The 24,381-nt window shown below is 72.2% G+C and carries 22 protein-coding genes; 9 read left to right on the top strand and 13 right to left on the bottom strand.

Annotation, left to right across the window (positions count from 1 at the left end):
• Nucleotides 1-72 precede the first annotated feature (72 nt).
• Complete coding sequence (locus ACFWE2_RS14280; RefSeq protein ID WP_377224894.1) at nucleotides 73-1,053, top strand: Gfo/Idh/MocA family protein; 981 nt, start codon at nucleotides 73-75, stop codon at nucleotides 1,051-1,053.
• Nucleotides 1,054-1,060: 7 nt separating this feature from the next.
• On the opposite strand, the gene ACFWE2_RS14275 is transcribed toward ACFWE2_RS14280, so the two are convergent.
• From ACFWE2_RS14275 to ACFWE2_RS14260, 4 genes are all read right to left on the bottom strand, one after another.
• The gene (locus ACFWE2_RS14275) at nucleotides 1,061-1,891 is read right to left on the bottom strand and encodes an amino acid ABC transporter ATP-binding protein (RefSeq protein WP_377224892.1); all 831 of its coding nucleotides are present in this window, start codon (nucleotides 1,889-1,891) and stop codon (nucleotides 1,061-1,063) included.
• On the bottom strand, nucleotides 1,878-2,537 hold the full coding sequence (locus ACFWE2_RS14270) for an amino acid ABC transporter permease (protein WP_377224891.1): 660 nt from the start codon (nucleotides 2,535-2,537) through the stop codon (nucleotides 1,878-1,880). Before ACFWE2_RS14270 ends, ACFWE2_RS14275 begins: the two co-directional genes overlap by 14 nt.
• A 44-nt stretch (nucleotides 2,538-2,581) precedes the next feature.
• A complete protein-coding gene (locus ACFWE2_RS14265; protein WP_377224890.1) occupies nucleotides 2,582-3,379 on the bottom strand; it encodes an amino acid ABC transporter substrate-binding protein in 798 nt (265 codons plus the stop codon).
• 80 nt (nucleotides 3,380-3,459) lie between these two features.
• Nucleotides 3,460-4,386 (bottom strand): helix-turn-helix domain-containing protein, encoded by a 927-nt coding sequence (locus ACFWE2_RS14260; RefSeq protein WP_377224889.1) that lies wholly within the window; start codon nucleotides 4,384-4,386, stop codon nucleotides 3,460-3,462.
• Nucleotides 4,387-4,614: 228 nt separating this feature from the next.
• Between ACFWE2_RS14260 and ACFWE2_RS14255 the strand changes: the two genes are divergently transcribed.
• Nucleotides 4,615-5,334, top strand: a complete 720-nt coding sequence (locus ACFWE2_RS14255) for a class I SAM-dependent methyltransferase (RefSeq protein ID WP_377224888.1) — start codon at nucleotides 4,615-4,617, stop codon at nucleotides 5,332-5,334.
• Nucleotides 5,335-5,396: 62 nt separating this feature from the next.
• Here the strand turns inward: ACFWE2_RS14255 and ACFWE2_RS14250 are convergent, their stop codons facing one another.
• The gene (locus ACFWE2_RS14250) at nucleotides 5,397-8,807 is read right to left on the bottom strand and encodes a S41 family peptidase (RefSeq protein WP_377224887.1); all 3,411 of its coding nucleotides are present in this window, start codon (nucleotides 8,805-8,807) and stop codon (nucleotides 5,397-5,399) included.
• Nucleotides 8,808-8,965: 158 nt separating this feature from the next.
• Here ACFWE2_RS14250 and ACFWE2_RS14245 point away from each other — a divergent pair, with 158 nt between their 5' ends.
• Both ACFWE2_RS14245 and ACFWE2_RS14240 read left to right on the top strand, forming a co-directional pair.
• A complete protein-coding gene (locus tag ACFWE2_RS14245) occupies nucleotides 8,966-10,303 on the top strand; it encodes an O-acetylhomoserine aminocarboxypropyltransferase/cysteine synthase family protein (protein ID WP_377224886.1) in 1,338 nt (445 codons plus the stop codon).
• Nucleotides 10,300-10,782 carry a CoA-binding protein gene (locus ACFWE2_RS14240; protein ID WP_377224885.1) on the top strand — a complete coding sequence of 161 codons (483 nt, stop codon included), beginning with the start codon at nucleotides 10,300-10,302 and terminating at the stop codon, nucleotides 10,780-10,782. The genes ACFWE2_RS14245 and ACFWE2_RS14240 overlap by 4 nt, the downstream gene beginning before the upstream one ends.
• Here ACFWE2_RS14240 and ACFWE2_RS14235 read toward each other — a convergent pair.
• A complete protein-coding gene (locus ACFWE2_RS14235) occupies nucleotides 10,779-11,408 on the bottom strand; it encodes a hypothetical protein (protein ID WP_377224884.1) in 630 nt (209 codons plus the stop codon). The two genes, ACFWE2_RS14240 and ACFWE2_RS14235, sit on opposite strands and share 4 nt — an antisense overlap.
• Nucleotides 11,409-11,680: 272 nt before the next feature.
• On the opposite strand from ACFWE2_RS14235, the gene ACFWE2_RS14230 reads away from it, so the two are divergent.
• Nucleotides 11,681-12,325 (top strand): uridine kinase, encoded by a 645-nt coding sequence (locus ACFWE2_RS14230; protein WP_377224883.1) that lies wholly within the window; start codon nucleotides 11,681-11,683, stop codon nucleotides 12,323-12,325.
• A 41-nt stretch (nucleotides 12,326-12,366) separates the two neighbouring features.
• Here ACFWE2_RS14230 and ACFWE2_RS14225 read toward each other — a convergent pair whose 3' ends face one another.
• From ACFWE2_RS14225 to ACFWE2_RS14215, 3 genes are all read right to left on the bottom strand, one after another.
• Complete coding sequence (locus ACFWE2_RS14225; protein WP_377224882.1) at nucleotides 12,367-13,104, bottom strand: VOC family protein; 738 nt, start codon at nucleotides 13,102-13,104, stop codon at nucleotides 12,367-12,369.
• Nucleotides 13,105-13,329: 225 nt separating this feature from the next.
• Complete coding sequence (locus ACFWE2_RS14220) at nucleotides 13,330-14,391, bottom strand: low molecular weight phosphatase family protein (protein WP_377224881.1); 1,062 nt, start codon at nucleotides 14,389-14,391, stop codon at nucleotides 13,330-13,332.
• Between the two features lie 42 nt (nucleotides 14,392-14,433).
• Nucleotides 14,434-14,793: an ArsR/SmtB family transcription factor gene (locus tag ACFWE2_RS14215; RefSeq protein WP_377224880.1), complete on the bottom strand. Its 360-nt coding sequence runs from the start codon at nucleotides 14,791-14,793 to the stop codon at nucleotides 14,434-14,436.
• Between the two features lie 100 nt (nucleotides 14,794-14,893).
• Between ACFWE2_RS14215 and ACFWE2_RS14210 the strand changes: the two genes are divergently transcribed.
• Nucleotides 14,894-16,396, top strand: coding sequence for an FAD-dependent oxidoreductase (locus ACFWE2_RS14210; RefSeq protein WP_377224879.1), 1,503 nt, complete (start codon nucleotides 14,894-14,896; stop codon nucleotides 16,394-16,396).
• Nucleotides 16,397-16,455: 59 nt separating this feature from the next.
• Here the strand turns inward: ACFWE2_RS14210 and ACFWE2_RS14205 are convergent, their stop codons facing one another.
• The 4 genes from ACFWE2_RS14205 to ACFWE2_RS14190 form a co-directional block, all read right to left on the bottom strand.
• The gene (locus tag ACFWE2_RS14205; RefSeq protein WP_377224878.1) at nucleotides 16,456-16,902 is read right to left on the bottom strand and encodes an arsenate reductase ArsC; all 447 of its coding nucleotides are present in this window, start codon (nucleotides 16,900-16,902) and stop codon (nucleotides 16,456-16,458) included.
• Nucleotides 16,903-16,949: 47 nt separating this feature from the next.
• On the bottom strand, nucleotides 16,950-18,014 hold the full coding sequence (locus ACFWE2_RS14200) for a metalloregulator ArsR/SmtB family transcription factor (RefSeq protein ID WP_377224877.1): 1,065 nt from the start codon (nucleotides 18,012-18,014) through the stop codon (nucleotides 16,950-16,952).
• Between the two features lie 57 nt (nucleotides 18,015-18,071).
• Nucleotides 18,072-19,127, bottom strand: coding sequence for a glycoside hydrolase family 5 protein (locus ACFWE2_RS14195; RefSeq protein WP_377224876.1), 1,056 nt, complete (start codon nucleotides 19,125-19,127; stop codon nucleotides 18,072-18,074).
• A gap of 100 nt (nucleotides 19,128-19,227) precedes the next feature.
• Nucleotides 19,228-20,616, bottom strand: a complete 1,389-nt coding sequence (locus ACFWE2_RS14190; RefSeq protein ID WP_377224875.1) for an NAD(P)/FAD-dependent oxidoreductase — start codon at nucleotides 20,614-20,616, stop codon at nucleotides 19,228-19,230.
• Between the two features lie 145 nt (nucleotides 20,617-20,761).
• Here ACFWE2_RS14190 and ACFWE2_RS14185 point away from each other — a divergent pair, with 145 nt between their 5' ends.
• The 3 genes from ACFWE2_RS14185 (at nucleotide 20,762) to ACFWE2_RS14175 (ending at nucleotide 24,153) form a co-directional block, all read left to right on the top strand.
• Entirely contained in the window at nucleotides 20,762-22,069 is a 1,308-nt protein-coding gene (locus ACFWE2_RS14185; protein ID WP_377224893.1) for an amino acid permease, read from the top strand.
• A gap of 75 nt (nucleotides 22,070-22,144) precedes the next feature.
• On the top strand, nucleotides 22,145-23,386 hold the full coding sequence (locus ACFWE2_RS14180; protein ID WP_377224874.1) for a metallophosphoesterase family protein: 1,242 nt from the start codon (nucleotides 22,145-22,147) through the stop codon (nucleotides 23,384-23,386).
• Nucleotides 23,387-23,433: 47 nt separating this feature from the next.
• On the top strand, nucleotides 23,434-24,153 hold the full coding sequence (locus ACFWE2_RS14175) for an MOSC domain-containing protein (RefSeq protein WP_377224873.1): 720 nt from the start codon (nucleotides 23,434-23,436) through the stop codon (nucleotides 24,151-24,153).
• The last annotated feature ends 228 nt before the right edge of the window (nucleotides 24,154-24,381 follow it).

The following is a 24,381-nucleotide window of genomic DNA, read 5'->3' as shown; positions in this document are numbered from 1 at the left end:
GGCTCAAGCCCTGCCGTCCGCGGACAGGCGCTCTACTTCGGCGATCTCCGGGTGGGCACTACGCTCGAGCGCATGACACACCTGCGATGGGGCATCCTCGCGGCCGGCGGGATCGCCGCGGCCTTCACTTCAGACCTGAACGACAACGGCTTCACCGTGCAGGCGGTGGGGTCGCGGTCCCTGGAGAAGGCGCGAGCCTTCGCCGACCGTTTCGGCATCCCGACGGCGCACGGCTCGTACGAGAACCTCGTGAACGACCCCGAGGTCGACATCGTCTACATCGCGACGCCGCACCCGATGCACGCCGAGGCCGCGAAGCTCGCACTGGAGGCCGGCAAGCACGTGCTGGTCGAGAAGCCGTTCACGGTCAACGCCGCCGAGGCGCGCGAGATCACGGAGCTCGCCGGGGAGAAGGGCCTCGTCGCGCTCGAGGCCATGTGGACCCGGTTCCTGCCGCACATGGCGCGCGTGCGCGAGATCATCGCCTCGGGTGTGCTCGGCGAGGTCCGCACCCTGATGGTGGACCACACCCAGGACCTGCCGGACGACCCGGCGCACCGCATCAACGACCTGGCCCTCGGCGGCGGCTCGCTGCTCGACCTGGGCATCTACCCCGTCTCGTTCGCCTGGGACCTGTTCGGCGAGCCGCTCACCGTGCAGTCGCACGCGACGTTCAAGGAGACGGGGGCGGACGCCACCATCGCCACGATCTTCGGGTACGACGGCGCTCGGGTCGCCACCACCGTCTCGGCGTCGGACACGAGGGGTCCCAACCGGGCCTCGATCCTCGGCACCGAGGGGCGCATCGAGATCGACTCCGTCTGGTACAGCCAGACGACGGTCCACGTGTACGACGTCGAGGGCACCGAGACCGAGACGTTCACCGCCGAGATCACCGGCCGCGGCATGCAGTTCCAGGCCGCCGAGGCCGAGCGCCTGGTCGCGGCCGGCGAGCTCGACAGCCCGCTCCTGCCCCGTGCGGAGACGGTGGCGATCATGGCCACGCTGGACACGATCCGCGAGCAGATCGGCCTGGTCTACCCGGGGGAGTGACCGAGGTCTAGTCGAGCGGGTGCAGGATCCGGTCGAGGAAGCGGCGGGTCCGCTCCTCGGCCGGCTGGGAGAAGATCTGCGCGGGCGCGCCGCGCTCGACCACAACGCCCCCGTCGAGGAACAGCACCTCGTCCGCGACCTGGCGCGCGAACTGCAGCTCGTGCGTCACCACGACCATCGTCCAGCCCTCGTCCGCGAGCTCCTTCATCACGGTCAGCACCTCTCCCACGAGCTCGGGGTCGAGGGCCGACGTCGGCTCGTCGAACAGCAGGAGGTCCGGCTCGAGCGCGAGCGCACGCACTATGCCGACCCGCTGCTGCTGGCCGCCGGACAGCTCGTGCGGGTAGGCGTCGCGCTTGTCCGCGAGCCCGACGCGGGCCAGGAGCTCCTCCGCGCGGCCGACCGCCGTCGCGCGGGGGATCCGCTTGACCTGCGTGGGGCCCTCGATCACGTTCTCGACGACCGTACGGTGCGGGAACAGGTTGTGGTGCTGGAAGACCATCGCCGACCGGTCGCGCAGGGCGGCGCGGTTCGCCTTCGCCAGGCGGGCGCCGGCGCGCCGGGCACCCCAGCCGCCGCCCGACGCGGCGGCCTGGGCGCCGAAGTCGACGACGGGGCCGCCGTCCAGCTCCAGCAGCCCGGCGTCGGGTGTCTCCAGCCCGTTGAGCGAGCGCAGGACCGTCGTCTTGCCGCTGCCGGACGCGCCGATCAGCGCGACCACCTCGCCGCGCCGGACGGTCAGGTCCACCCCGCGCAGCACGTGGTTGCTGCCGAACGACTTCTGGATGCCGCGGGCGGTCAGGAGGGTCGTGGTCGGGGCGTCCTCAGTGCGCGACATACCGGTCCAGCCTCTTCTCGATAGCGTTCTGGCCGGCGGCGAGCACGGTGCAGAACATCCAGTAGATCAGGGCCGCCTCGGCGTAGATCAGCAGGAACTCGTTGGAGGACGCGGCGATCTCCTGCGCCTTGCGGAACATCTCCGTCACCAGGATCACCACGGCCAGCGACGTGTCCTTGACGAGCGAGATGAACGTGTTCGACAGGGGAGGCACCGAGACGCGCGCGGCCTGCGGCAGGATGATCCGCCCCAGCGTCTTGATCGGCGACATGCCTACCGTCCAGCCGGCCTCCCACTGCCCCTTGGGCACGGACAGGATCGCCGCGCGGATCACCTCGGCCGCGTAGCCGCCCACGTTCAGGGAGAACGCGGTGATGGCAGCGGGCCACGGGTCGAAGACGATCCCCAGCTTCGGCATGCCGTAGAAGATGATGAAGAGCTGCACGAGAAGCGGCGTGCCACGGATCAGCGAGATGTACGCACGGCCGACCCACGACAGCACCGGGTTCGGCGACAACCGCAGCAGCGCCACGACGAGCGCGAGCACCAGCCCGAAGGCGAACGACACGAGGGCGAGCGGGATGGTGCCGATGAGGGCGCCCCGCAGGAGCGGCCAGAACGAGTCGACGGCGAGCTGCCAGTCCATGTATCCCTCTCCCCGCGATCAGCGGAGACGTGTGGCGCGGAGCGTTACTCGGAGACGTCCTCGCCGAAGTACTTCTCGCCCAGCTCCGCGAGGGTGCCGTCGGCGCGCAGGTCGTCCAGGGCGCCGTCGATCGCCGTGGCGAGAGCCTGGCGCTCGGGCGTCACGACGAACGCCGACTGCGACTCCTCCTCGGTCTCCGCCGCGACCTTGATGCCAGAGGCGTCCTCGGTGTTCGCGTAGTCGAGGTAGGTCAGGCTGTCGTTGATCGTGGCGTCCACGCGGCCCTCCTCGAGCAGCGCGACGGCCTGCGCCCAGCCCTCGACGGCCTCGACGTTGGCGCCGTTCTCCTTGGCGAGGTCGTTCCAGTTGCTCGTGAGCGACTGGGCGGTGGTCTTGCCGTCGAGGTCGGCGAAGCTCGTGATGTCGTTGTTGTCGGCGGTCACGACGAGCACGCCGGTGGAGACCGTGTACGGCGTCGAGAAGACGTAGTCGGCCTCACGCTCAGGGGTGATGGTCACCTGGTTCGCGATCGTGTCGAAGCGGCCCGCGTCGAGGCCCGCGAAGATCGCGTCCCACTGGGTCTCCTGGAACTCGATCTCCACGCCGAGCTTCTCGGCGACGGCCTCGGCGACCTCGACGTCGTACCCGACCAGCTTGTCGGACTCGTCGTGGTAGCTGAACGGCCGGTACGTGCCCTCGGTGGCGACGGTCAGCGTGTCGCCGGACACCAGTCCCAGCTCCTCGCCGGCGCCGCCGGGTTCGCCGGAGCTTCCGCAGCCGGTCAGGGCCAGGAGGGCAGCGGAGGCTGCGGCGGCCGTGAGGAGGGTGCGGTTGCGAGACATGGTGGAGGCTCCGTTCGACGGTTGACACACATCGACATTGCCGATGCGCGCCCCAAAACTAACTGATAGTCGGCGGGAACTCACACACGCTCGCCCCGCCGCCACCGGTCGGGTGTGGTCCCGTACCGGTCCTTGAACCGCCGGACGAGGTAGGTGGCGTCACGCAGGCCGGTCCGGGCGGCCACGACACCGAGCGGCAGGTCGGTGTCGCGGAGCATCCGGCGCACCTCGGTCATGCGGCGTTCGGTGATCCACTCGAGCAGTGTGCGACCCGTCCGTTCGCGGACCACGGTGGTCAGGTGCCCTGGTGTGTAGCCCAGCGCCCGTGCGACGTCGGACGTCGACACCGGCTCCCGGAACGTCGCCTCGATCTCGTCGAAGACACGCGTCACCAGCGGGTCCGGTGCCGCGGGGGCTGACGGCGCCAGCCGGGCCGCCGCGACGAGGATCCGGGTCAGCAGGGCCGACGCCGCCTCGCGTGCGCCCGGCCGGCCCGGTTCCGCCAGCTCCTCCTCGAGCTCCGTCAGCCACCCGGACCAGCGGGGACGTTCGGCATCCGGGACCTGGGCGCTCGCCCCGGCGGACGGCGTCGCGAGGGCGAACAGCGCGAGGATCGGGTGGTGCGCCCAGGCGAGGGGTGAGACCGAGGCGAGCGAGGGGACGGCGTCGGGCGTGAACGCGACGCTCCAGGACCGGCTGTGGTGCAGGTCGGCCGGCGTGGCGGAGCCGATCGCCTGCCCGGGCGGGATCGCGTGCACGTCGCCGTCGCGCAGCGGTGTGTGCCGGCCGCCCAACGCGATGGTGCCACCACCCCGCTCGACGTAGACGAGCACGAGGAAGTCGTGCGCATGCCTGTGGTCCGGCGGTGCGTGCGGGTGGTCGACCTCGGCGTCGATCCGTGTGACCTGCACCGGCAGTGTGCCCGGCCGCGTCGGGTGCCGGTACACGGGGGTGCCGTCTGGGCGCACGGTGCGCAGGCGAGCCCCGGTGCCCCTGTCCCGCGCCATGCGTTCCCCCTCCGTCGTGACCCGTTCGACGCTACCGCCTTCCCGGCCGGGGTGCCGCCGGTCCGTCCGATCGACGCGACCGAGGATCGTGCTATCGCGGCCGACTTCCGTGCTGCGCCCGTACCCCAGAACGTCCGATGCTGGTGTGCGGCGGGGCCTGCGCGGCAGGACCCGCGCGCCCCCCGCGTCACCCCCACCCGCGCTACCACCCGACGGAAGGCCTCCCGGATGAACACGACCGTGCGGATCCTCGACCATCGCACCCCCGAGGAGCGTGAGCGCGAGTTCCTGCCCGGCATGGGCAGGTCGTGGCTGCTCCCGTTCTACGACCTGATCTCGCGCCGCGTCGGAGCACGCGCCCTGCACGAGCGTGCGGCGGCGCTCGCGGACGTCACGCCCGGCCAGTCCGTGCTCGACGTCGGCTGCGGTACCGCGAACCTGGCGCTCACCGTGCTGCGTGCGCAGCCGGCCGCGCGTGTCACCGGCCTCGACCCCGACGCCGGAGCGCTGCGCGTCGCCGCCCGCAAGGCGACCCGGCGCCGGGTGCCGATCACTCTCGTGCAGGGTTTCGCGGACCGGCTCCCGAACGGGGACGGGTCGCTCGACCACATCGTGTCGGCACTCGCGCTGCACCATGTGCCCGAGGAGGGGCGAGCCATGTTCGCGCGCGAGGCTCTTCGGGTGCTCCGCCCGGGCGGGAAGGTGACGATCGTGGACTTCGGGGGCTCGGACGGGTCGGGTAGCGCGGGCCACAGCGGTCACGGTCAGGGTGGGCACGGGCACGGGCACGGGCACGGTGGTAGTGGCGGGCGCGGCAGGCCGCGGGGTCACGGCCAGGTCGATCTGGTGCGGCTCCTCGCGGACGCCGGGTTCGCCGACGTCCGCGAGGTCGAGCACGTGGAGCACCGCTTCGGGCCGATCACGTTCGTCCAGGCGAAGCGGCCCTGACCGGCCTGAAGTGTCAGACCTACGAGTCACCGGAGTGACCTGTAGGTCTGACACGTCGGGGGTCAGCGGCGGCGGACCTGCGGCTCCGGCATCGCGGGCGGGGCCGCGGCGGGACGCTCCGCGAGCCGGCGGAACGCCTCGGCCATCCCGGCCTCGAGCTGCGGGTCGACGTCGGAGAAGTAGTCCGCCGGCGTGTGCCGCACCTCGATGTCAGGGTCGACACCGTGGTTCTCGACGCCGAATCCCTTGCCCTCGAGCCAGAACGCGTACCGCGGCTGGGTGATCCCCGTGCCGTCCACCAGGTCGAAGCGACCGTCGATCCCGACCACGCCGCCCCAGGTCCGGACGCCGACCACCGGTCCGACGTCGAGCGCCTGCGCGGCCGCGTTCACGATGTCGCCGTCGGATCCGGCGTACTCGTTGGTGACCAGCACCACCGGCCCGCGCGGGGCGCGGTCCGGGTAGGAGCTGGGACGGTCGTAGTGCCGGTTCAGGCCCCAGCCGGCGACGCGCGCGGCGAGGCGTGCGATCACGAGCTGCGACGTGTGGCCGCCGCCGTTGAACCGCACGTCCACGACCATGCCCTCGCAGTCGGTGGCGAGCCGGAGGTCGCGGTGGAGCTGCGCCCAGCCGGTGCTCATCATGTCCGGGACGTGCACGTACCCGAGGCGGCCGCCGGACTTCTCGGCGACGTACTCCCGGCGTGACCGCACCCAGTCCTGGTAGCGCAGGTCGGCCTCGTTGGCCAGGGGCACGACGACGACGCGGCGGTCGGCGGCCCACGCCCGGTCACCGTCCGAACCAGCGCCGTCCGGCCCGACGGCGGGTCGCCGTAGGGTCAGCTCGACCGGGATCTCGGCCGCGCCGACCAGGTTCGCCGACGGGCCTGCCGTCGGGTCCACCGGCCGCCCGTCCACCGCGACGATCAGGTCACCCGGCTGGGCGTCGACCCCGGCGGCGCGCAGCGGCGACCGCGCGCCCGGGTCGGACGACTCGCTCGGCAGGACACGATCGATCCGCCAGCCGTCGGCGGTCCGGGAGAGGTCCGCGCCGAGCAGGCCGAGCTTGCGGGACGTGTCGCCCGGCTCGTGCGACTTGCGCACGTACGCGTGCGACGTGTTGAGCTCGGCGACGGTCTCCCAGAGCACGTCCACGAGGTCGTCGTGCGTGGCGACCCGGTCGACCAGGTGGCGCCAGCGCGCCACGACACCGTCCCAGTCGACGCCGTTCATGTCCGCCCGCCAGTAGTGGTCGCGCATGATGCGGGCGTTCTCGTCGAACATCTGGTGCCACTGCGCGCGAGGGTCCACCTCGTAGCGGACGCGCGAGAGGTCGATGTCGAACGCGCTGGGGTCGTCGTCGCCCGGCTTGCTCGTCGCGGACTGCGTGCTGAGCCCGTACCCGGTACGGATCACCACCCGCTCGCCGTCGCCCGACACCGCGTAGGCGCCGACCTTCTCCGCGACGTCCGAGGCCTTGCGCGCCTCGAACGACCAGAACTGCAGCACGTTGGGCACCGGGTCGGCCTCGGAGCCCGCGTGGCGTGAGCCGAGCACACCGGCGTCGTCGGTCTCGTGGATCCAGAGCACACCGCCCTTGGCGGCGAGCAGGTCGCGATAGCGGCCCGACACGACCGGGAACGGCACGATGCGCTCCTCCGCACCGTCGAAGTCGATGTCGGGCGAGGCGTTCTCGGCCTTGTGCGGCTTGTCCGTCGCCTCGCCGGCGTCGCCCGTCTGGTCGCCGTCCTTACCGGAGTCCTTACTGGTCTCCTTGTCGTCGTCCTTGTCGTCGGGCTTGGCCAGGCGCCATCCGTCGGCGCTGGGGCCGAACGGCGCCGGCTCGGTGGCTGCCAGCGGGATCAGCCACGGTCGGGTCGCGGCGCTGAAGGAGAGGGCGAACTCGTGGGAGTCGTAGGACGGATCGAACGTACGGTCCGAGAGGAACACCACGTACTTGCCGTCATCGCTGAACGCGGGGGAGAAGTCGTGGAACCGCCCGGACGTCAGCGCCGTCGCCGTGGGGTTCTCGGCGTGCAGGTCCGCGACGAGGAGCTGGTGGTGGTCACCCTCGCTGCCCGTGGGACTCGACCAGACGAGGTACCGCCCGTCCGGGGAGAACGTCGGCGAAGCGGCCTCTCCGTTGCCCGACCGGCCGAGCGGGGTGATCGTGCCCGGTTCGACCCGGTCGTTGTCCGCGCCGCCGCCGGGGCCGTCCACGGCAGGCATGGCGACCAGGCTGATGCGACCGTCGTGCGAGATCGCTGCCACCTTGTCTCCGGCCGGGCTCGCGGCGAGGTGCAGCACCCGACCGAGCTCACCGGCCGCGAAGCGCTGGGGTTCGACCGCCGGGCTGTCGGTGGAGGCTCCGGGCAGGGTGTGGACCTCGAGCGCGTCCTCCCTGCTCTCGCCCCGCGCGGTGCTGCGGGGCGCGTCCGTCACGACGACCGCGCGGCCGGTGTCGCCGAGCAGCACGGGCTCCCGGACCCGGACCGACGGGTCCGCCACGAGCGCCCGGGCCGGACCCGCGCGATGGGTCACCCAGTACGCGGTGCCGAGCCAGCCGACGACGCTCGCGTCGCCGGTGCTGTCCACGGCCAGACCGTCGATGTTGGCGTGGCTCGATTCCGGGTCGGTCCAGTACGGCTGCGGCAGCGCGCCGGTGAGCGTGATGTCGAGCCGGCGCGGGGTGCCGTCGAGGCCGTCGAGCAGCCAGAGGTCGCCGCGGCTGTGCCACACGATGCGCGAGCCGTCCGACGTGGCGTCGCGGACGTAGCCTTCCGCCTCCGACTGGGTCGTGAGCTGTCGCGGTTCGGGGGTCTCCGTGCCGGTCGCGAGGCCGTCGAGCACCCACAGGTTCGCCTGCTCGTCAGCGTGGTTCGGGAATGTGGCCCCGCGGTCCGACGTGAACACCAGCGCGTCGCCGATCCAGTGCGGGTCGTAGACGCCTGCCTCGTCGTCGGGCAGCGGGCGCTCCCAGTCGCCCGAACCGCGGTCGATCCAGAGCACCGAGGCCGTGCCGCCCCGGTACCGCTTCCAGTAGGCCGGGGTCCGGTAGCCGGCGGAGACGAGGGCCGTCGTGCGCCTGCCGTCCTGACCCTGGTGCTCGGCCACGCCCCAGGACGGCCCGTAGCGCGGGGTCTCGACGGTGCCGTCGAGGCCCACCGCGCGCACGACGGTCAGCGAGCGCTCGTGCGCTCCGGCGTTCGAGGCGACGAGCACGCGCCCGGCGTCGTCCCAGCCGAGCACCATGGTGGTGGTTCCGCCGAGCCAGGTGAGGCGCCGCGTGGCGCCGTCGGCGAGCTCGACCACGTAGGCCTCGGGGTGGCCGTCCTTGTGCGACACGTAGGCGAGACGCGTGCCGTCGGGGGAGAAGCGCGGGGTGGCCGCAGGGGCGTGATCGCTGGTCAGGCGCCATGCGCGGCCGCCGGAGACCGGGGCAAGCCAGACGTCGTCGTCGGCTACGAAGGCCACCTGGTCACCATGGACGTGAGGGAAGCGGAGATAGGGCTGGGTCACCGGTTCAACGTACTCGCGCGCTCCGACACCCGTCATCGGAAATCGCTCACAGCAGCAGGTGATGCGGCGGGTGGTGCTCCGGGGGACGCGCCCGGGCCACTACGGTGAGGACGATGACCGAGCACACCTTCGGGTTCCGCACGCGGGCCCTGCACGCTGGCGGTATCCCCGACGCGGCGACCGGGGCGCGGGCGGTGCCGATCTACCAGACGACGTCGTTCGTGTTCCGGGACACCGAGGACGCCGCGAACCTCTTCGCCTTGCAGAAGTACGGCAACATCTACTCGCGCATCGGCAACCCGACGGTCGCGGCGCTCGAGGAGCGCATCGCCTCGCTGGAGGGCGGCATCGGCGCCGTGGCGACCGCGTCGGGCATGTCCGCCGAGTTCATCACCTTCGCCGCGCTCGTCGGGGCAGGCGACCATGTCGTCGCGTCCGCGCAGCTCTACGGCGGGACCGTGACGCAGCTCGACGTGACGCTGCGCCGTTTCGGGGTCGAGACCACCTTCGTGCCCGGCACCGACCCCGCCGACTACGCGGCCGCGATCACGCCCGACACGAAGGTCCTGTACACCGAGGTCGTCGCGAACCCGTCCGGCGAGGTCGCCGACCTCGAAGGGCTCGCAGAGGTGGCCCACGCAGCCGGCATCCCGCTGGTCGTGGACGCGACGCTCGCAACGCCTTACCTCGTACGCCCGATCGAGCACGGCGCCGACATAGTGATCCACTCCGCGACGAAGTTTCTCGGCGGGCACGGCACCACGCTCGGCGGCGTGGTCGTGGAGTCCGGCCGGTTCGACTGGGGCAACGGGAAGTTCCCGCAGATGACCGAGCCCGTCCCGTCCTACGGGGGCGTGAGCTGGTGGGCGAACTTCGGTGAGTACGGGTTTCTCACCAAGCTCCGGTCCGAGCAGCTGCGTGACATCGGTCCAGCGCTCTCGGCGCAGTCCGCGTTCCAGCTTCTGCAGGGAGTCGAGACGCTGTCGTACCGCCTGGACGCGCACCTGGCGAACGCCCGGGCCGTCGCCGAGTGGCTCGACACCGACCCGCGGGTCGGGTACGTGCTCTGGGCCGGGCTGCCGTCGCACCCGCATCACGAGCGGGCGCGGAAGTACCTGCCGCTCGGGCCGGGTTCGGTCTTCGCGTTCGGCCTGCGGGTCCCAGCAGTGACCGACCTGCCCGACGGCGGGAGCGTGCCCGACGGCAGGACCGCCGGACGGCGGTTCATCGAGTCGCTGCAGCTCGCGTCGCACCTGGCGAACGTCGGTGATTCGCGCACCCTGGTGATCCATCCGGCGTCGACGACGCACCAGCAGCTGAGCGACGAGCAGCTCGAGGCGGCGGGCGTGCCCGAGGACCTCGTCCGCATCTCGGTGGGGCTGGAGGACGTCGAGGACATCCTCTGGGACCTCGACCAGGCCCTGACCAAGGCGACGGGAGCGAAGCGATGAGCGAGACCTGGCAGGGGCCGAGCCTGCAGGAGCGCATGCGGATCCTGCGTACGACCACCTCGGTCGCGATCGTTGGGGCGTCGGCGAACCCTGCGCGCGCGAGCTATTTCGTGGCGTCATACCTGCTCTCCTCCTCTTCGTACGACGTCTACCTCGTGAACCCGCGGGCGACGGAGATCCACGGCCACCCCGTGTATCCGAGCCTGGCCGACCTGCCCGTCGTGCCCGACCTCGTCGACGTCTTCCGGCGCCACGACGACCTGCCGGGCGTGCTGGACGAGACTGTGGCCGTCGGCGCCAGGACGCTCTGGCTGCAGCTCGGTCTGTGGCACGAGGACGTGGCGCGCGGGGCCGAGGCCGCCGGGCTGGACGTGGTGATGAACCGGTGCCTCAAGGTCGAGCACGCTCGTTTCCACGGTGGGCTGCACCTGGCGGGGTTCGACACCGGTGTGATCAGCTCCCGGCGCGCGGACCACTAGAACCGGGCCCCGGCGTCCCGGGCCTGTGGCGTGCGCGAGGGACCCCAGCGCAGGCGCCACCAGCTTCCGGACTCCCGCACGTCCGCGCTGTCCGCCGCGATCTCGTCGGGCTCGGGCCAGCGGGGTCGTGCGGTGTCCTGTCCCAGCCGGCCGGCCAGCCATGCCCAGAGCGCGGGGTGCTGCGCGGCTCGTGCTTCGGCGTCGGTGCGGCCGCCCTCGAACCGCACGTAGACCGTGGCGACGCTGACGCCCTCGTCGGGTGTCCCGTAGCCGCCGACCCACACGCGTGCCTTGATCCGCCGTGGTTCCCTGGTGATGGCGTACGTGACCTGTTCGAGCGTCGGCCCGCCGCAGAAGCTGCGGGCAAGGGCCCGGGGCGGGAACGTGGTGCGGATCAGGTGCGCGTCGATCGGGTCACCGAGCAGGGTGGCGAAGCTGCGTCCGTCGGCGAGCCCGGCCCAGGGCACGAGGTTGTCCACCACCCGGTACGCGGGGGGCCGCAGCAACCAGCCCGGTGAGTCGTCGGGAGCCGGGACAGCCCCGAGCGTCTGACGGCGGTCGCGGGCCTGTCGGCGCGCGCTCAGGTCGATGACCGGTGCGTCCTGGACTTCCTGTGTTCCTGGCATGTGTCCCCCTTGCCGGACGGCCTGCGCTCGGTGGTGCTCGGCACCCCTCTCGGCACGATCCTCGGCCGGTCGCGAAGGTCCGGGAGGCGGTCATCCGTGATCTGTGGACGAAGGGCCGAAAAGGCCTCCTGTGGTCGGGCTCGTCCGGTCGGAAACCCGACAGGAGGGTCTCCAGCGCCAACGGCACTTCTGGCCGACGGCCCGTGCGGCTACCGGGCGACACGCCTCGGTCGGCTCGGCCGGCGAGCCGGACGCCATAGAGTCAGACCTCGATGAGCACACGCGTAGAACCGGTCAGCGAGGCACTTCTCGTCGAGCGGGTCGTCCAGCTTGTCCTCGCGCGCGCGGAACGCCCGGGTGACCCAGACCCCGCCGGGACGCCGCTCCGCCTGCTCGTCGACGGGCACCCCTCCACGCACCCCGAGCTGCTGGCCGATGCGCTGGTCGTGCCGCTGGAGGCCGCCGGGCGTCCAGCGGCTCGGGTCAGGGTCAGGGACTTTCTCCGTCCACGGTCCCTCCGGCTCGAACGGGGGCGCGAGGACTCCGACAGCCTGCTCTACGACTGGATCGACGTCGGGGCGCTGAACCGTGAGGTGCTGATCCGCGTCGTCGACCGGCAGGAGTACCTGCCCGGCCTGCGCGACCCCGACACCGACCGCGCGACCCGGGCCGGGTACGCGTCCGCCGCACCCGGGACCGTCGTCGTGCTCGACGGGACACTCGCCGTCGGACGCGGGCTCGACGTGGACCTCGTCGTGCATCTCGCGCTCAAGCCGGCGACGCTCCGCCGTCGGACACCGCCCCCCGAGGCCTGGACGATTCCCGCCTACGAGCGCTACACCCAGGAGATCGAGGGCGCGCCCGACCTGGTGGTCCGGGTCGACCACCCGGACCACCCGGCCCTCGTGCACACCTGAGTCGATGCACCAGTAAGTCAGTGCACCAGTAAGTCAGTGCATCAGCGCACCAGGCAGAACGGGTGGCCCGCCGGGTCGGCGAACACCCGGAACCCTTCCTCGTGGCTGGGGAGACGCGTCGCACCCAGAGCGAGGACCGCTGCCTCGCCGGCGTCGAGGTCGGACACCTCGATGTCGAGGTGGAGCTGCTGCGGGTACGCAGGATCGGGCCACCGCGGCGCGTTGTACCCCTCCACCGACTGGAAGAGCAGCGGCTTCGGCCCGCCCAGCATGGCGACCCCGTCGGCGTCGTAGGTGACCGGCTCGCCCACCACGCCCGACCAGAACTGCGCGAGCTGCGACGCGTCAGGGCAGTCGAAGGTCGCGCCCATGACGGTGACACCCTCCGCCTCCTCCTTGAGACAGATGTCGAACGGGTGCCCTGCCGGGTCGGCGAGGGTGATCCACTGCTCGCCCTCCCGCAGCACGGTGGCCCCGAGCTCCACCGCGCGGGCGCTCGCGGACGTCAGGTCCGCCGCATAGAGGTCGAGGTGCGCCTGCTGCGGGTGCTCCTGGCCCGGCCATTGCGGCGCCACGTGGTCGGGCGCGAGCTGGAACGCGATACCCCAGCGGTCAGGGGTCACGACGGTGATCCAGTCGTCGTCAGCCTTCGAGACGGTGCCGGCCGTCAGCGCCTTCCAGAAGTCCGCCTCGGCGGCGAGGTTCGGGACGTCCAGGACGACGGAGTCCAGGGTGCCGACTCCACCAGGGGCGGGCGCGGCAGAAGATGGTGCGGTCATCGACTCAGCCCTTCAAGAGGTCGTGTCACGGAGAGTGCTTCGCTCCTCCACCATGCACCGAGCCACTGACACTCCCCACCGGACCGGCCCGCCCGGGGTTGCCCGCAGGTCGTTATCCACAGGCGTCGTCCACAGGCCTGTGAATCGGTGGGCGATCCCTGCCGGACCACCTGGACATCCGGCGCGCGACAGCATCTCCCTCGCCGGGCCGCCCATCGCCCCCGGCTACCGGGCCTTCCGCTGACCCTTCACGCCCAGCACGGTCGCGACGGTGGACCATGGCCGCCGGGCCGCGCGCGGCAGCCGGCCAGGCGATACCCACGCCGGTGCGCCGTCGAGCGAGCCGGCCTCGTCCGCCGCGTCGATCTCCGCGAGCAGCACCCGCACCCGGGCGGTGATGTCGTCGACTATCCGCTCGACCTCCTCGATCGGGCGGCCCGCTGGGTCGTCGAGCGGCCAGTCGAGGTAGCGACGTCCTGGGTACACGGGGCAGGAGTCGCCGCAGCCCATCGTGACGATGACACCGGAGGCGCGCACTATGTCGTCCGTGAGCTCGCGCGGGAACTCGATGAGCCCGTCGAGGCCGCGGCGGGCCAGGACCGTCTCCGTCATCGGGTCGGGCTCGGCGACGGGCCTCGTCCCGGCGGTGCGCACGCGGATGCGGTCACCCGCGAGGCGTCGGGTGACCGCCGCCGCGATCTGGGACCGGCCGGTGTTGTGGACGCAGACGAAGAGCACGTCCCGCGGGGAGCCGTGCGTCACCTCGGCCATCGCGGCGAGGCGGTCGGTCGCGAGCCATGCGGCCAGCGCGGGCAGGTGCTCGGACGACCCGATCCGCCGGCTCAGCGAGGTGTAGCACTCACGGACGAGGCGATCCACGGTTCCCGCACCCGCGTTCCTCGCGAACTCGGCGGTCAGGGTCTCGACCACCCGGTCGAGCAGGGCCTCGTGGTCGTGCACGTCGAGCGCCGCCTCGCCCGGGTGCCGGGGTGCCGCGAGAGCCGCCGCACCGAACCGCGCGATCCCTCGCGACGACACCCGGTACGCCGGCACCGGCCCGACGGCGGCGACCAGGCCGACCGCCACCAGCGCGTCGAGATCCTGCTCCACGTCCGCGACGTCCGCTACGTCGACAGCCTCTCGCGGTGCGTCGGCCGCGGCGTGCCGCGCCAGGTCCTCGGCGGTCGCGCGGCCCGTCGGATGCGTGAGCATGCGGGCAAGGAGGCGCAACCGTTCGGGGTTCGCCATCGTCAGCTTCTGCGCGGAGCGCAGCTCGTCCGGGGTCATGATCTCTCCTTGGCGCGGTGTGGCCGAGCGCCAGGAGTGAGGCTACCTCGCGGCTTCGCTGAGCAGAGCACCCAGCCTGTCGAGCGAACCGGGCACCACCGAGTAGTAGGCCCACTTGCCACGCTGCTCACGGGCGAGCAGTCCGGCGTCGACCAGGATCTTCAGGTGGTGGCTCACGGTGGGCTGGCTCAGGCCGACGGGCTCGGTGAGATCACACACACAGGCCTCGCCGCCGTCGTGCGCCGCGACGATCGAGAGCAGCCGCACACGGGTTGGGTCGCCGAGCGCCTTGAAGGAGCGGGCGAGGTCGGCGGCGGCTGCGGGGTCGGCCGCCTCACGCACGAGCGGCGCACAGCAGGTGCCGGACGTCGGAGCAACCGGTGTGAGCGCGAGCGTCGTCATGCCACCATCTTGCCACGCATTGAAGTTCATGGATATGTTCTGAGCAACGCATCGAGACTCTTCGATGCGACCAGGGCTGACAGAGACGATGGTGACTGGAATGACCACAGCGCAGAACCTGCCGGTCGTAGTGATCGGCGCAGGACCCGTCGGCCTCGCGGCCGCGGCACACCTCGCCGAGCGCGGGCTGGAACCCCTCGTGCTGGAGGCCGGGGACGGCCCCGGCGCCGCCGTCGCGCGCTGGGGCCACGTCCGCCTCTTCTCGCCGTGGCGGTACGACGTCGACGCCGCGGCCCGCCGCCTGCTCACCGGCGGCACGGGCGCAGGCCCCACGAGCGCGGGCCCCACCAGCACAGGCCCCGGGCAGTGGACCGAACCCGACCCGGACGCGCTGCCAACGGGTGCCGACCTCGTCGAGCGGTACCTCGCACCCCTGGCCGAGGCACTCGTCGAGCGTGCGGACGCGCGGATCCGCTACGGGACGCGGGTGCTCGCGGTGACCAGGGACGGCGCCGACCGCTCCCGCTCGCTGGGACGCGAGCGCCTGCCGTACCTGCTCCGGGTCGACGGCGGCCCCACCGGTGTCGCGGAGATCCGGGCGCAGGCGGTGATCGACGCGTCAGGGACGTTCGAACAGCCGAACCCGCTGGGTGCGTCCGGCCTGCCGGCGCTCGGCGAACCGGAGTCGGGGAGCTTCCTCGTGGGCGGCCTGCCCGACGTGCTCGACCGCGACCGCGAACGTTTCGCCGGCCGGCACACGCTCGTGGTCGGCATGGGGCACTCGGCGGCGAACACCCTGCTGAGCCTCGTCGAGCTCGCGGAGCAGGCACCGGGCACCCGGATCACCTGGGCCATCCGCGGCGGGTCACCGCGTCGCCTGTACGGCGGCGGGACCGGCGACGACCTCCCGGCGCGCGGCCTGCTCGGCACACGCCTGCGGGACGCCGTGGAGGCCGGCCGCGTCGAGCTGCTGACCCGAGCGGCGATCGACCGCCTGGAGCCGTCTCCCGACGGCGCGGACGACACCGTGCGGGTCCTGGGTTCGGCACGCCGCGGCGGCGACGAAGGCGCGCTCGACCTGACCGTCCACAACGTCGCGGCGGCGACCGGCTTCCGCCCCGACCTGGCGATGCTGCGCGAGGTCCGCCTCGACCTCGACCCCGTGGTGGAGGCACCGCGGCAGATCGCGTCGCTCATCGACCCGAACTTCCACTCGTGCGGCACCGTCCCCGCGCACGGCGAGACCCAGCTGGCCCACCCGGACGCCGGGTTCTACCTGGTCGGCATGAAGTCCTACGGCCGGGCCCCGACGTTCCTGCTCGCCACCGGCTACGAGCAGGTCCGCTCCGTCGCCGCGGCGCTCGCGGGCGACCGGGTGGCGGCCGACGCCGTCGAGCTGGACCTCCCGGCGACCGGCGTCTGCTCGTCCGACCTCGCGCTGGCCGCGGACGCCGACGGCGTGGTCTCGTCCGAGGACCTTGCCGCTACCGGCCAGGGCTCGTGCTGCGGCACGCCGGCAGGCCCGCAGCAGGTCTCGATTGGGCTCGCACCACAGACCGTCGGGTTCAGCACGGGAGTGGCGCACGGCCGCTCCGCCGACTGACCGCGCCACCGCAGAGCTGGTCGGAGCCCGGGGGCCGACCAGCTCTGCGGTCGGCGTGCTCACGCGACGGGCTGCACGCCGAGCTCCGCGAGGAGGCCGCGCACGCGCCGCTCGATCTCGTCGCGGATGGGCCGGACGGCGTCGAGGCCCTGGCCCGCCGGGTCGTCGAGCTCCCAGTCCTGGTAGTTCTTGCCCGGGTAGAAGGGGCACGCGTCGCCGCAGCCCATGGTGATGACGGCGTCCGACGCCTCCACCGCCTCGTTCGTCAGGATCTTGGGCTTCTCGTCGCGGATGTCGATGCCTACCTCGAGCATGGCCTCGACGGCCGTCGGGTTGATCTGGTCGGCGGGCATCGACCCGGCCGAGCGCACCTCGACGGCGCCGTCGGACAGCGCCCGCAGGAAGCCTGCGGCCATCTGCGAGCGGCCCGCGTTGTGCACGCAGACGAAGAGGGCGGACGGCTTGGCGGACGACGGGGCGGCGTCGGGTGTCGAGGTCTCGGGCATGCGGTTCTCCAGGTGGCTCGGTCGAAGGTGGGGCCGGTGTGGGGCGTTCATCGGGTTTCTCTGGTCGCTGGTTCTCCGGCGGCGACGTCGAGGGAGGCGAGCAGCCCGCGGACGCGCCGGTCCAGCTCGTCGCGGATCGCGACGACGCCGGCGGGGGAGGCGAGTGCGGGGTCGCCGACCGTCCAGTCCTCGTACCGCGTGTCGGGCAGCACCGGGCAGACGTCGCCGCAGCCCATGGTCACGACGACGTCGGCGGCGCGGACCGCGTCGTCGGTGAGGGGCTTGGGGTAGAAGCGGGTGACGTCGTCGACGGTCTCTGCCGCGGTCGGGTCGCCGAGCTCCTCGAGGAGGCCGCGCACAGCGGCGTGCACGTCGCTCGCGGGTGCGGAACCCGCCGACCGGACCACCACCCGGTCGCCCGCGTAGTGCCGCAGGAGCGCCGCGGCGAGCTGCGAACGCCCCGCGTTGGCCACGCAGACGAACAGCACCTGCGGCTTGCGCGGGCCGTCCGGGGCCTGCGCCCGCTCGGCGTCGACGATTCGCTGGCGCGCGAAGTGCTCGGTGAGCGCCACGAGGTGTGCGCCGCTCCCGCCGCGCCGGGCGAGCGCCGCGTACGACTCCCGGACCACGCGGTAGCACTCGCGTTTTGGGGTCGCGGTGAATCGCTGGGCGAGCGAGGCCGCTGCCCGGTCGAGGGCTGGATCGACGTTGCCGAGCCCGACCAGCGCGCCGAGCGGCGCTCCGGCCTGCGCGCCGTGCACCTCGACGGCGGCCGGGGCGAACCGGTCCAGGAGCGTGGTGACCGCGCCACGGTAGGCCGGGGCGATGCGGTACCAGACCCAGGTGCCGCGGCGGTCCGCCGTGAGCAGGCCGACCTCCCGCAGCACCTTGAGGTGGTGCGAGACCGTCGGTTGCGAGACGGCGGTCAGGGTGGCCAGGTCGCCCGCCGTCGTCTCGCCGGTGGGGGAGGTGGCGATCGCCGACAGCATGCGCAGCCGCAGCGGGTCGGCGATCGCCTTGAGCGTCGCGGCGAGGTCGGCGGCCGCGTCGGCGCCTATCGCGTGCGCGGCGGCTGACGTGGCGGGGCCGGCGGCGTCGGCCTGTATCGACATGTGTCTATGTTGACGGCTGTCGATACAGGCCGCAAGTGTCTCAGCCCGGCCGAGATCTTAGGACGAGACGTCCGCGAACACGCGCGCCCGCACCGACGTCTCCGCGAGCCCGTCCGGCCCGGTGACGACCCGGTTGCCCCACGCCGTCCGCTGCGCCGGGTCGAAGCCCGTCACCATGTCGAGGTACTCGACCCCGCCGCCGTTGCCGCTCCAGGACCACGCGAACCAGCCGATCCCCTGCGACCGGGTGTACGACATGATCGTGTCCTCGTCGGGGTTGCCATCGGAGTGGTCGTGCCCGAACTCGCCCACGATGATCGGCAGGCCCTGGCTCGTGAAGGCGTCGAGGTAGGACGTGACCTCGGCAGCGGTGTCGTACACGCCGTACATGTGCACGGAGAACACGGTGTTGCCGTCCGGGTCGGCCGCGAGGACGTCCGCGGCGGAGTCCCGCATGATGCCCTGCCAGTCCTGGCCCCAGGACGGCGCGTCCACGACGATCGTGTGCTCGAACCCGGCGGCGCGCAGGCGCTGGATCGCGGCGGAGGTGTCGGCGGCCCAGCTCGCGTTGACCGCCGCGTTGTTGCCGTAGGGCTCGTTGCCGAGGTTGATGAGCACGCGGTCCTCGGTGCCCCGCAGTGTGGGCAGCAGGGAGATCCAGTAGCTGGCGGCGGTGTCGAGGGTGCTCGCGGCGGCCTCCTCGCCGTAGCCGGTCGTGTCGTGGTCCTCCAGGACGCAGATCAGCCGGTTCCCCTCGCACAGGCTGACGACTTGTCCGACGTCGGCCGGCTCGTTGCGGTTCCAGCGGGTCCCGTCGCTGAGGACCACCCGCACCGCGTTGGCGCCGGCCTCGGCGATGTCGGCGAACGAGCCGAGCTCCGAGGCGTACCAGGTGTGGGCGTGGCTGACGCCGCGCAGCAGCAGGGGCGAGCCGTCGCTCTCGACGAGCCGCCCGCCGGAGACGTGGATGCCTACGGCGCCCACCCCGGCGCCGTCGCCGTCGGGGGCCGCGGGCGTCGCTGCCCCTGCCGACTGGGCGAGCAGCGGGACGAGCAGCAGGCCGAACATGGCGGCCGTCGCGGTTCCGGAGATGGTCGCGCGCGTGGGTCTCATGGTTGCTCCCCTTCGAGGTGTACATCGATTACGGCTCTCGAAGGGTCTCCCACCCGCCCGCGGGAGAGACAGGAAGCGAAACGCTTAGGTCAGGTCGCGTTCAGGCCTCGGGAACCGCTGGCGTCCCGGGTTTGGGCGGCCGCACCGTCGGGACGTCGCCCACGATCGGCACGGGGCGGCGGTGGAACGGGAACCCGTAGCGCGTGGCCAGGCCCGCGAGCGTCGTGACCCGGTTGCGCGGGCCCACCAGCGACATGATGTGCACGAACAACCAGACGAGCCACGCCATGCCCTTGGTGATCCGCAGTGCCTTGCCACCCGGCAGGTTGATCTCGGCGATCGCGGCGCGCCGGCCGATCACCGCCATCGTGCCCTTGTCGACGTAGCGGAGCTGCTGCAGCGGTCGGTCCTCGAGGAGCGCCCTGATGTTGCGGCCGACCACTGCGCCACCCTGGATCGCGGGCTGGGCGAGCTGCGGCAGGTCCGCCGGCGAGACCGCTATGTCGCCCGCCGCGAAGACGCCGGGCAGCCCCTCGACCTGCATGTCCTCGCCGACCTTGATGCGGCCGTACTCGTCCTGCGGCAGGCCCCAGTCGGCGACCTCCTCGTGCGGGTGCACACCCGCCGACCAGACGGTGAGGTCGGCATGGATGCGCTTGCCGTCGGTGAGCACCACCGCGTCCCGCTCGACGGCGGCGACGCCGGCGCCCAGGTGCAGCGAGACCCCGCGCCGGGCCAGCTCTTTGGTGGCGTAGGTGCGCAGCTTGGGCGCGAAGGACTTGAGGATCTCGCCGCCGCGCTGGACGATCTTGACCTCGAACGCGTCACCGTGGATCTCGGGGTATGCGGGCGCCAGGCCGGCGGTCCGCAGCTCGGCGAGCGCGCCGGCCACCTCGACGCCGGTGGCTCCGCCGCCCACGACGACGACCCGCAGACCGTCGTCGAGCCGCTTGGACTTTGCCGCCTTCTCCAGGCGGATGAAGAGGTTGTCGCGGATCCGCATGGCCTGCGACCGCGAGTACATCGGGAACGCGAACTCCTTGGCGCCCGGCGTCCCGAAGAAGTTGGTGGTCACGCCCGCCGTCACCACGAGGTAGTCGTAGCTGACCCAGTGGTCGTTCAGCAGGCGGATCTTCTTCGCCTGGTGGTCCGCCTCGACCAGGTGCTCGTGCACCACGTGCACGTTCTTCTGCTTGAGCCGCAGACCGCGCAGGAAGTAGGTGACGTCGCCCGGGTTCAGCCCACCCGTCGCCACCTGGTAGAGCAGCGGCTGGAACGTGTTGTAGACCCGGCGGTCGATCAGCGTGATCCGCACCGGAGCGTCCTGCAGCGCCTTCACGACCGCCATACCGGCGAATCCGCCACCCACCACCACCACGTGGGGCAGCGGTTCCGGGTGCCCTTCCAGAGGTGTCTCGAGGCCGTAGTCCTCGTTGTCGACGGAGCGGGCCTCACCAGCGTGCACGGGGGTCTGTGCGGAGTCGGTCACGCCCTGAATTCTCTCACCGGAGACGAACCACTCACATCCGCTGTGGACCGGCTCCCCGCAGCCCGGGTTACCGTGGTCGGTCGTGAGCACCACCGACGATCTGCGCCAGCAGCTGGCCCACGGACTACGACCCCGGCACCTGACGATGATGGGCCTAGGTTCCGCCATCGGAGCCGGCCTGTTCCTCGGATCCGGCCTCGGCATCGCCGCCGCCGGCCCCGCGGTCCTCCTCAGCTACGCGATAGCCGGCGCCATCGTGGTGCTCGTCATGCGGATGCTCGCGGAGATGGCCTCGGCGCTCCCGTCGAGCGGGTCGTTCTCCGTCTACGCGGAGGCCGCGCTCGGCCGCTGGGCCGGGTTCCTGCTGGGCTGGCTGTACTGGTTCACCATCGTCATGGTGCTCGGCGTCGAGGTGACCGGTGTGGCGGGGATCGTGCACGGCTGGTGGCCCGGCGTGCCGCAGTGGGCGGTCGCGGCGGTCATCGTCGCGGTGTTCGGCGCGATCAACCTCGTCGGCGTGCGCCAGTTCGGCGAGGCTGAGTTCTGGTTCGCGACCATCAAGGTAGCGGCGATCGTCGGGTTCCTGGCCCTGGGCGTGCTCATCGTGACCGGCGTCGTGCCGGTCACGGGCAGCGCCCTGGGGGACTGGGCCGCGCACGGCGGCTTCGCGCCCGCCGGCCTGCCCGGCATCGCGGCCGGCCTGCTCACCGTGGTCTTCGCGTTCGGGGGCATCGAGATCGTCACGATCGCCGCGGCCGAGGCACGTGACCCGCAGACCGCCGTGGCGACCGCTACCCGCACGATCCTCTGGCGCATCCTGTTCTTCTACGTGGGCTCCGTCGCGATCATGGTCGCCCTGATTCCCTGGACCGACGCCGCCCGCCTCGAGTCGCCCTTCGTCTCGGTGCTGGAGCTGGCCGGGTTCGACGGCGCCGCCCGGCTCATGGAGGTCGTGGTGGTGCTCGCGCTCCTGAGCGCCTTCAACGCGAACGTCTACGCGACGTCGCGCATGCTGTACTCGCTCGGCGGGCGCGGTGACGCTCCGGCGCTCGCGACCCGGGTCTCGCGTCGCGAGGTGCCGTGGGTCGCGGTGCTGGTCTCGGTGTTCTTCGGCGTCGTGGCGGTGCTGCTCAACTACCTGCTGCCGGAGGCGCTGCTCGGGGTGCTCCTCAACGCCGTCGGCTCGGCGCTGCTCGTGGTGTGGCTGCTGATCGTCGTCTCGCAGCTCCGGCTGCGACCACGCCTGGAGGCCGAGGCCGCCGCGCGGGGCGAGAAGCTGCGCCTGCGCGCCTGGGGCTACCCGTGGCTCTCCTGGGTGACGCTCGTCGCGCTCGTGGCAGTTGTGGGCCTCATGCTGTCCGACGCCGCCGCCCGGCCGCAGATCGCCGCCACCGCCGGGCTGGTCGCCGTGATCCTGGTGGTCTACGCGATCGCACGGGCCGTGCGGCGGTAGGCGTTCAGCAGACCGTCACCGGGGGTCCATCCGCCGGTCGGACGGTCGCCAGCCCGGCCACCGATCGTCGTCGGCATGAACGAGAAGACTGCCGGCGACATGCCGAGCGAGATCAACCCGGCCGACAGCGGCACCACGGAGGCAGGGGCGTCCGCCGTCGACCGCCGGACGTTCCTGTCCCTGAGCAGCCTCGGCGCGGCCGGGGTCGCGACCGCCGCGACCGTCGCGGCGGCCGCGCCCGCCGGCGCGACCGAGCTCAGCAGGCACCCGCAGCGCGGGCTGCGGTTCGGGCGGGACGGCAAGTTCAAGATCGTCCAGTTCAACGACACGCAGGACGACGAGAAGGTCGACCGCCGCACGCTCGAGCTGATGCGCGCCGTGCTCGACGACGAGCGGCCCGACCTCGTGATCCTCAACGGCGACAACATCACGGGCGGCTGTGACACCCCGCTCGAGATGCACCAGGCGATGAACAACGTGGTGCAGCCGATGGAGGAGCGCGCGGTGCCGTGGGCCATCACCTTCGGCAACCACGACGAGGACTCGACGCCGAAGAGCGGCGTCGACGAGACGGACATGCTGGCCTTCTACCGGTCCTACCGGTACAACGTGAACGGCCCGACGGCGCGCGGCGTCACCGGCCAGGGCAACTCGAACCTGCTGATCGACGGCTCGAACGGGCGCCCGGCTTTCAACGTCTGGCTGCTCGACTCCGGGCGCTACGCCCCCGAGCTGCTGGCCGGCCAGGACTTCGAGGGCTACCCGACCTGGGACTGGCTGCGCATGGACCAGGTCAAGTGGTACTACGACACCTCCGTGCAGATCGAGCGCCGGTACGGGCGGGCGATCCCGTCCCTGATGTTCATCCACATCCCGCTGTGGGAATACCGGTTCATGTGGTTCGGCTCGGTCGACGGCCGCACCGACGCCGACCACGAGCGGGGCAGGGCCCGGCACCGTATCGAGGGCGAGCGGAACGAGGAGGAGTGCCCGGGCCCGTTCAACTCGGGCATGTTCTCGGCGATCCAGCAGCGTGGTGACGTGCGCGGCGTGTTCTGCGGTCACGACCACGTGAACACCTACTCGGGTGACTACTACGGCGTGCTGCTCGGCTACGCGGGAAACACCGGGTTCGGCACCTACGGCCTGTCGGGTCCGGAGCGCAACCGCCTGCGCGGCGCCCGCGTCTACGACCTCGACGAGTCGGCGGACGGCGTCCTGACCGGCACACGCATGCGGTTCGCCGCCGAGTTCGGCATCGACCTCACGGCCAACGACCAGTGGATGGAGCCGCTCCCGCTGCCGAAGGGCAAGTGACAAAAAAGGGAGGCGGGACGTGCCGTTCGCGGTGGGAGCATGTGCGCATGGTTGAGCTCCTCGCGGTCTGCCGCGTCCACGTCCTGCTTCCCGACGCCGGCACCGTCGGCGTGACGGCCATCGACAAGCGTCCGGTCGAGGGCCGCGTCAAGGTCCGTCCGTACGGCCTGTACGCGGACGTCCAGGCGGACCGCGCGAACCACGGCGGCCTCGACCAGGCCGTCTACGCGTACGCGCAGGAGGACGCCGACTTCTGGTCCGCCGAGCTGGGCCGCGACGTGACGCCCGGGCTGTTCGGCGAGAACCTGCGCGTGCGCGGGCTGGACGTGAACCGCGCGGTGATCGGGGCACGCTGGCGGATCGGCTCGTCGCTGCTCGAGGTGACGCACCCGCGCGTGCCCTGCCAGACCTTCGGCCGCCGGCTGGGCGAGCAGCGCTGGGTGCGCCGGTTCACCCAGGCGAACCGCACGGGCGCCTACCTGCGCGTGATCGAGAACGGTGAGATCGGCGCGGGTGACGCGGTCGAGGTCGTGCACACGCCCGTGCACGGGGTGACGGTCGCGGACTGGTTCGCCGCGAGCTACGGGCTGGCCCGCCAGGAGGCCGGCGACACCGTGGACCCCGCGGACGACCGGGGCGCACCCGACCCGGAGACGCTGGAGAAGCTGGCGCGGCGCCTGCTGGACGCGCACGCGCTCGGCGACATCCGGCTCAGCGCCGGCCTGCTCCGCCGCACCACCCAGGCGGCGGCCGTACCGGTCGACTGACCCGAGGTCCCGAGCTGAGCGAGAACGGGGTCGTGTTCGTGCGGGACGCTGTCTCGAACACGACCCCGTTCTCGCTCTGTCCGGTCCGGTGTCAGTGGCGGCGGGCGTAGCGGGTGCGGGCGGCGTCGTGGGGCGCCGGGCGGGGGGGCCTGGAGGGGGAGTGGGTGGGCCGGGGCGGGGTGTGTTGGGCGGTGCCAGCCGGCGAACGGGTGTCCCGGGGGGGGGGCC

It is taken from the genome of Promicromonospora sp. NPDC060271 (assembly GCF_042726755.1).
Classification (GTDB): domain Bacteria; phylum Actinomycetota; class Actinomycetes; order Actinomycetales; family Cellulomonadaceae; genus Promicromonospora.
The sequence above is the reverse complement of the archived record's forward strand: the minus strand, read 5'-3'. Positions and strand labels throughout refer to the sequence as shown.

Bases quoted from the DNA above. Each gene is read 5' to 3' on its own strand.
- ACFWE2_RS14280 (WP_377224894.1), top strand. From the start codon at position 73: ATGACACACCTGCGATGGGGCATCCTCGCGGCCGGCGGGATCGCCGCG.
- ACFWE2_RS14275 (WP_377224892.1), bottom strand. From the start codon at position 1,891: ATGTCGCGCACTGAGGACGCCCCGACCACGACCCTCCTGACCGCCCGC.
- ACFWE2_RS14270 (WP_377224891.1), bottom strand. From the start codon at position 2,537: ATGGACTGGCAGCTCGCCGTCGACTCGTTCTGGCCGCTCCTGCGGGGC.
- ACFWE2_RS14265 (WP_377224890.1), bottom strand. From the start codon at position 3,379: ATGTCTCGCAACCGCACCCTCCTCACGGCCGCCGCAGCCTCCGCTGCC.
- ACFWE2_RS14260 (WP_377224889.1), bottom strand. From the start codon at position 4,386: ATGGCGCGGGACAGGGGCACCGGGGCTCGCCTGCGCACCGTGCGCCCA.
- ACFWE2_RS14255 (WP_377224888.1), top strand. From the start codon at position 4,615: ATGAACACGACCGTGCGGATCCTCGACCATCGCACCCCCGAGGAGCGT.
- ACFWE2_RS14245 (WP_377224886.1), top strand. From the start codon at position 8,966: ATGACCGAGCACACCTTCGGGTTCCGCACGCGGGCCCTGCACGCTGGC.
- ACFWE2_RS14240 (WP_377224885.1), top strand. From the start codon at position 10,300: ATGAGCGAGACCTGGCAGGGGCCGAGCCTGCAGGAGCGCATGCGGATC.
- ACFWE2_RS14235 (WP_377224884.1), bottom strand. From the start codon at position 11,408: ATGCCAGGAACACAGGAAGTCCAGGACGCACCGGTCATCGACCTGAGC.
- ACFWE2_RS14230 (WP_377224883.1), top strand. From the start codon at position 11,681: ATGAGCACACGCGTAGAACCGGTCAGCGAGGCACTTCTCGTCGAGCGG.
- ACFWE2_RS14225 (WP_377224882.1), bottom strand. From the start codon at position 13,104: ATGACCGCACCATCTTCTGCCGCGCCCGCCCCTGGTGGAGTCGGCACC.
- ACFWE2_RS14220 (WP_377224881.1), bottom strand. From the start codon at position 14,391: ATGACCCCGGACGAGCTGCGCTCCGCGCAGAAGCTGACGATGGCGAAC.
- ACFWE2_RS14215 (WP_377224880.1), bottom strand. From the start codon at position 14,793: ATGACGACGCTCGCGCTCACACCGGTTGCTCCGACGTCCGGCACCTGC.
- ACFWE2_RS14210 (WP_377224879.1), top strand. From the start codon at position 14,894: ATGACCACAGCGCAGAACCTGCCGGTCGTAGTGATCGGCGCAGGACCC.
- ACFWE2_RS14205 (WP_377224878.1), bottom strand. From the start codon at position 16,902: ATGCCCGAGACCTCGACACCCGACGCCGCCCCGTCGTCCGCCAAGCCG.
- ACFWE2_RS14200 (WP_377224877.1), bottom strand. From the start codon at position 18,014: ATGTCGATACAGGCCGACGCCGCCGGCCCCGCCACGTCAGCCGCCGCG.
- ACFWE2_RS14195 (WP_377224876.1), bottom strand. From the start codon at position 19,127: ATGAGACCCACGCGCGCGACCATCTCCGGAACCGCGACGGCCGCCATG.
- ACFWE2_RS14185 (WP_377224893.1), top strand. From the start codon at position 20,762: ATGATGGGCCTAGGTTCCGCCATCGGAGCCGGCCTGTTCCTCGGATCC.
- ACFWE2_RS14180 (WP_377224874.1), top strand. From the start codon at position 22,145: ATGAACGAGAAGACTGCCGGCGACATGCCGAGCGAGATCAACCCGGCC.
- ACFWE2_RS14175 (WP_377224873.1), top strand. From the start codon at position 23,434: ATGGTTGAGCTCCTCGCGGTCTGCCGCGTCCACGTCCTGCTTCCCGAC.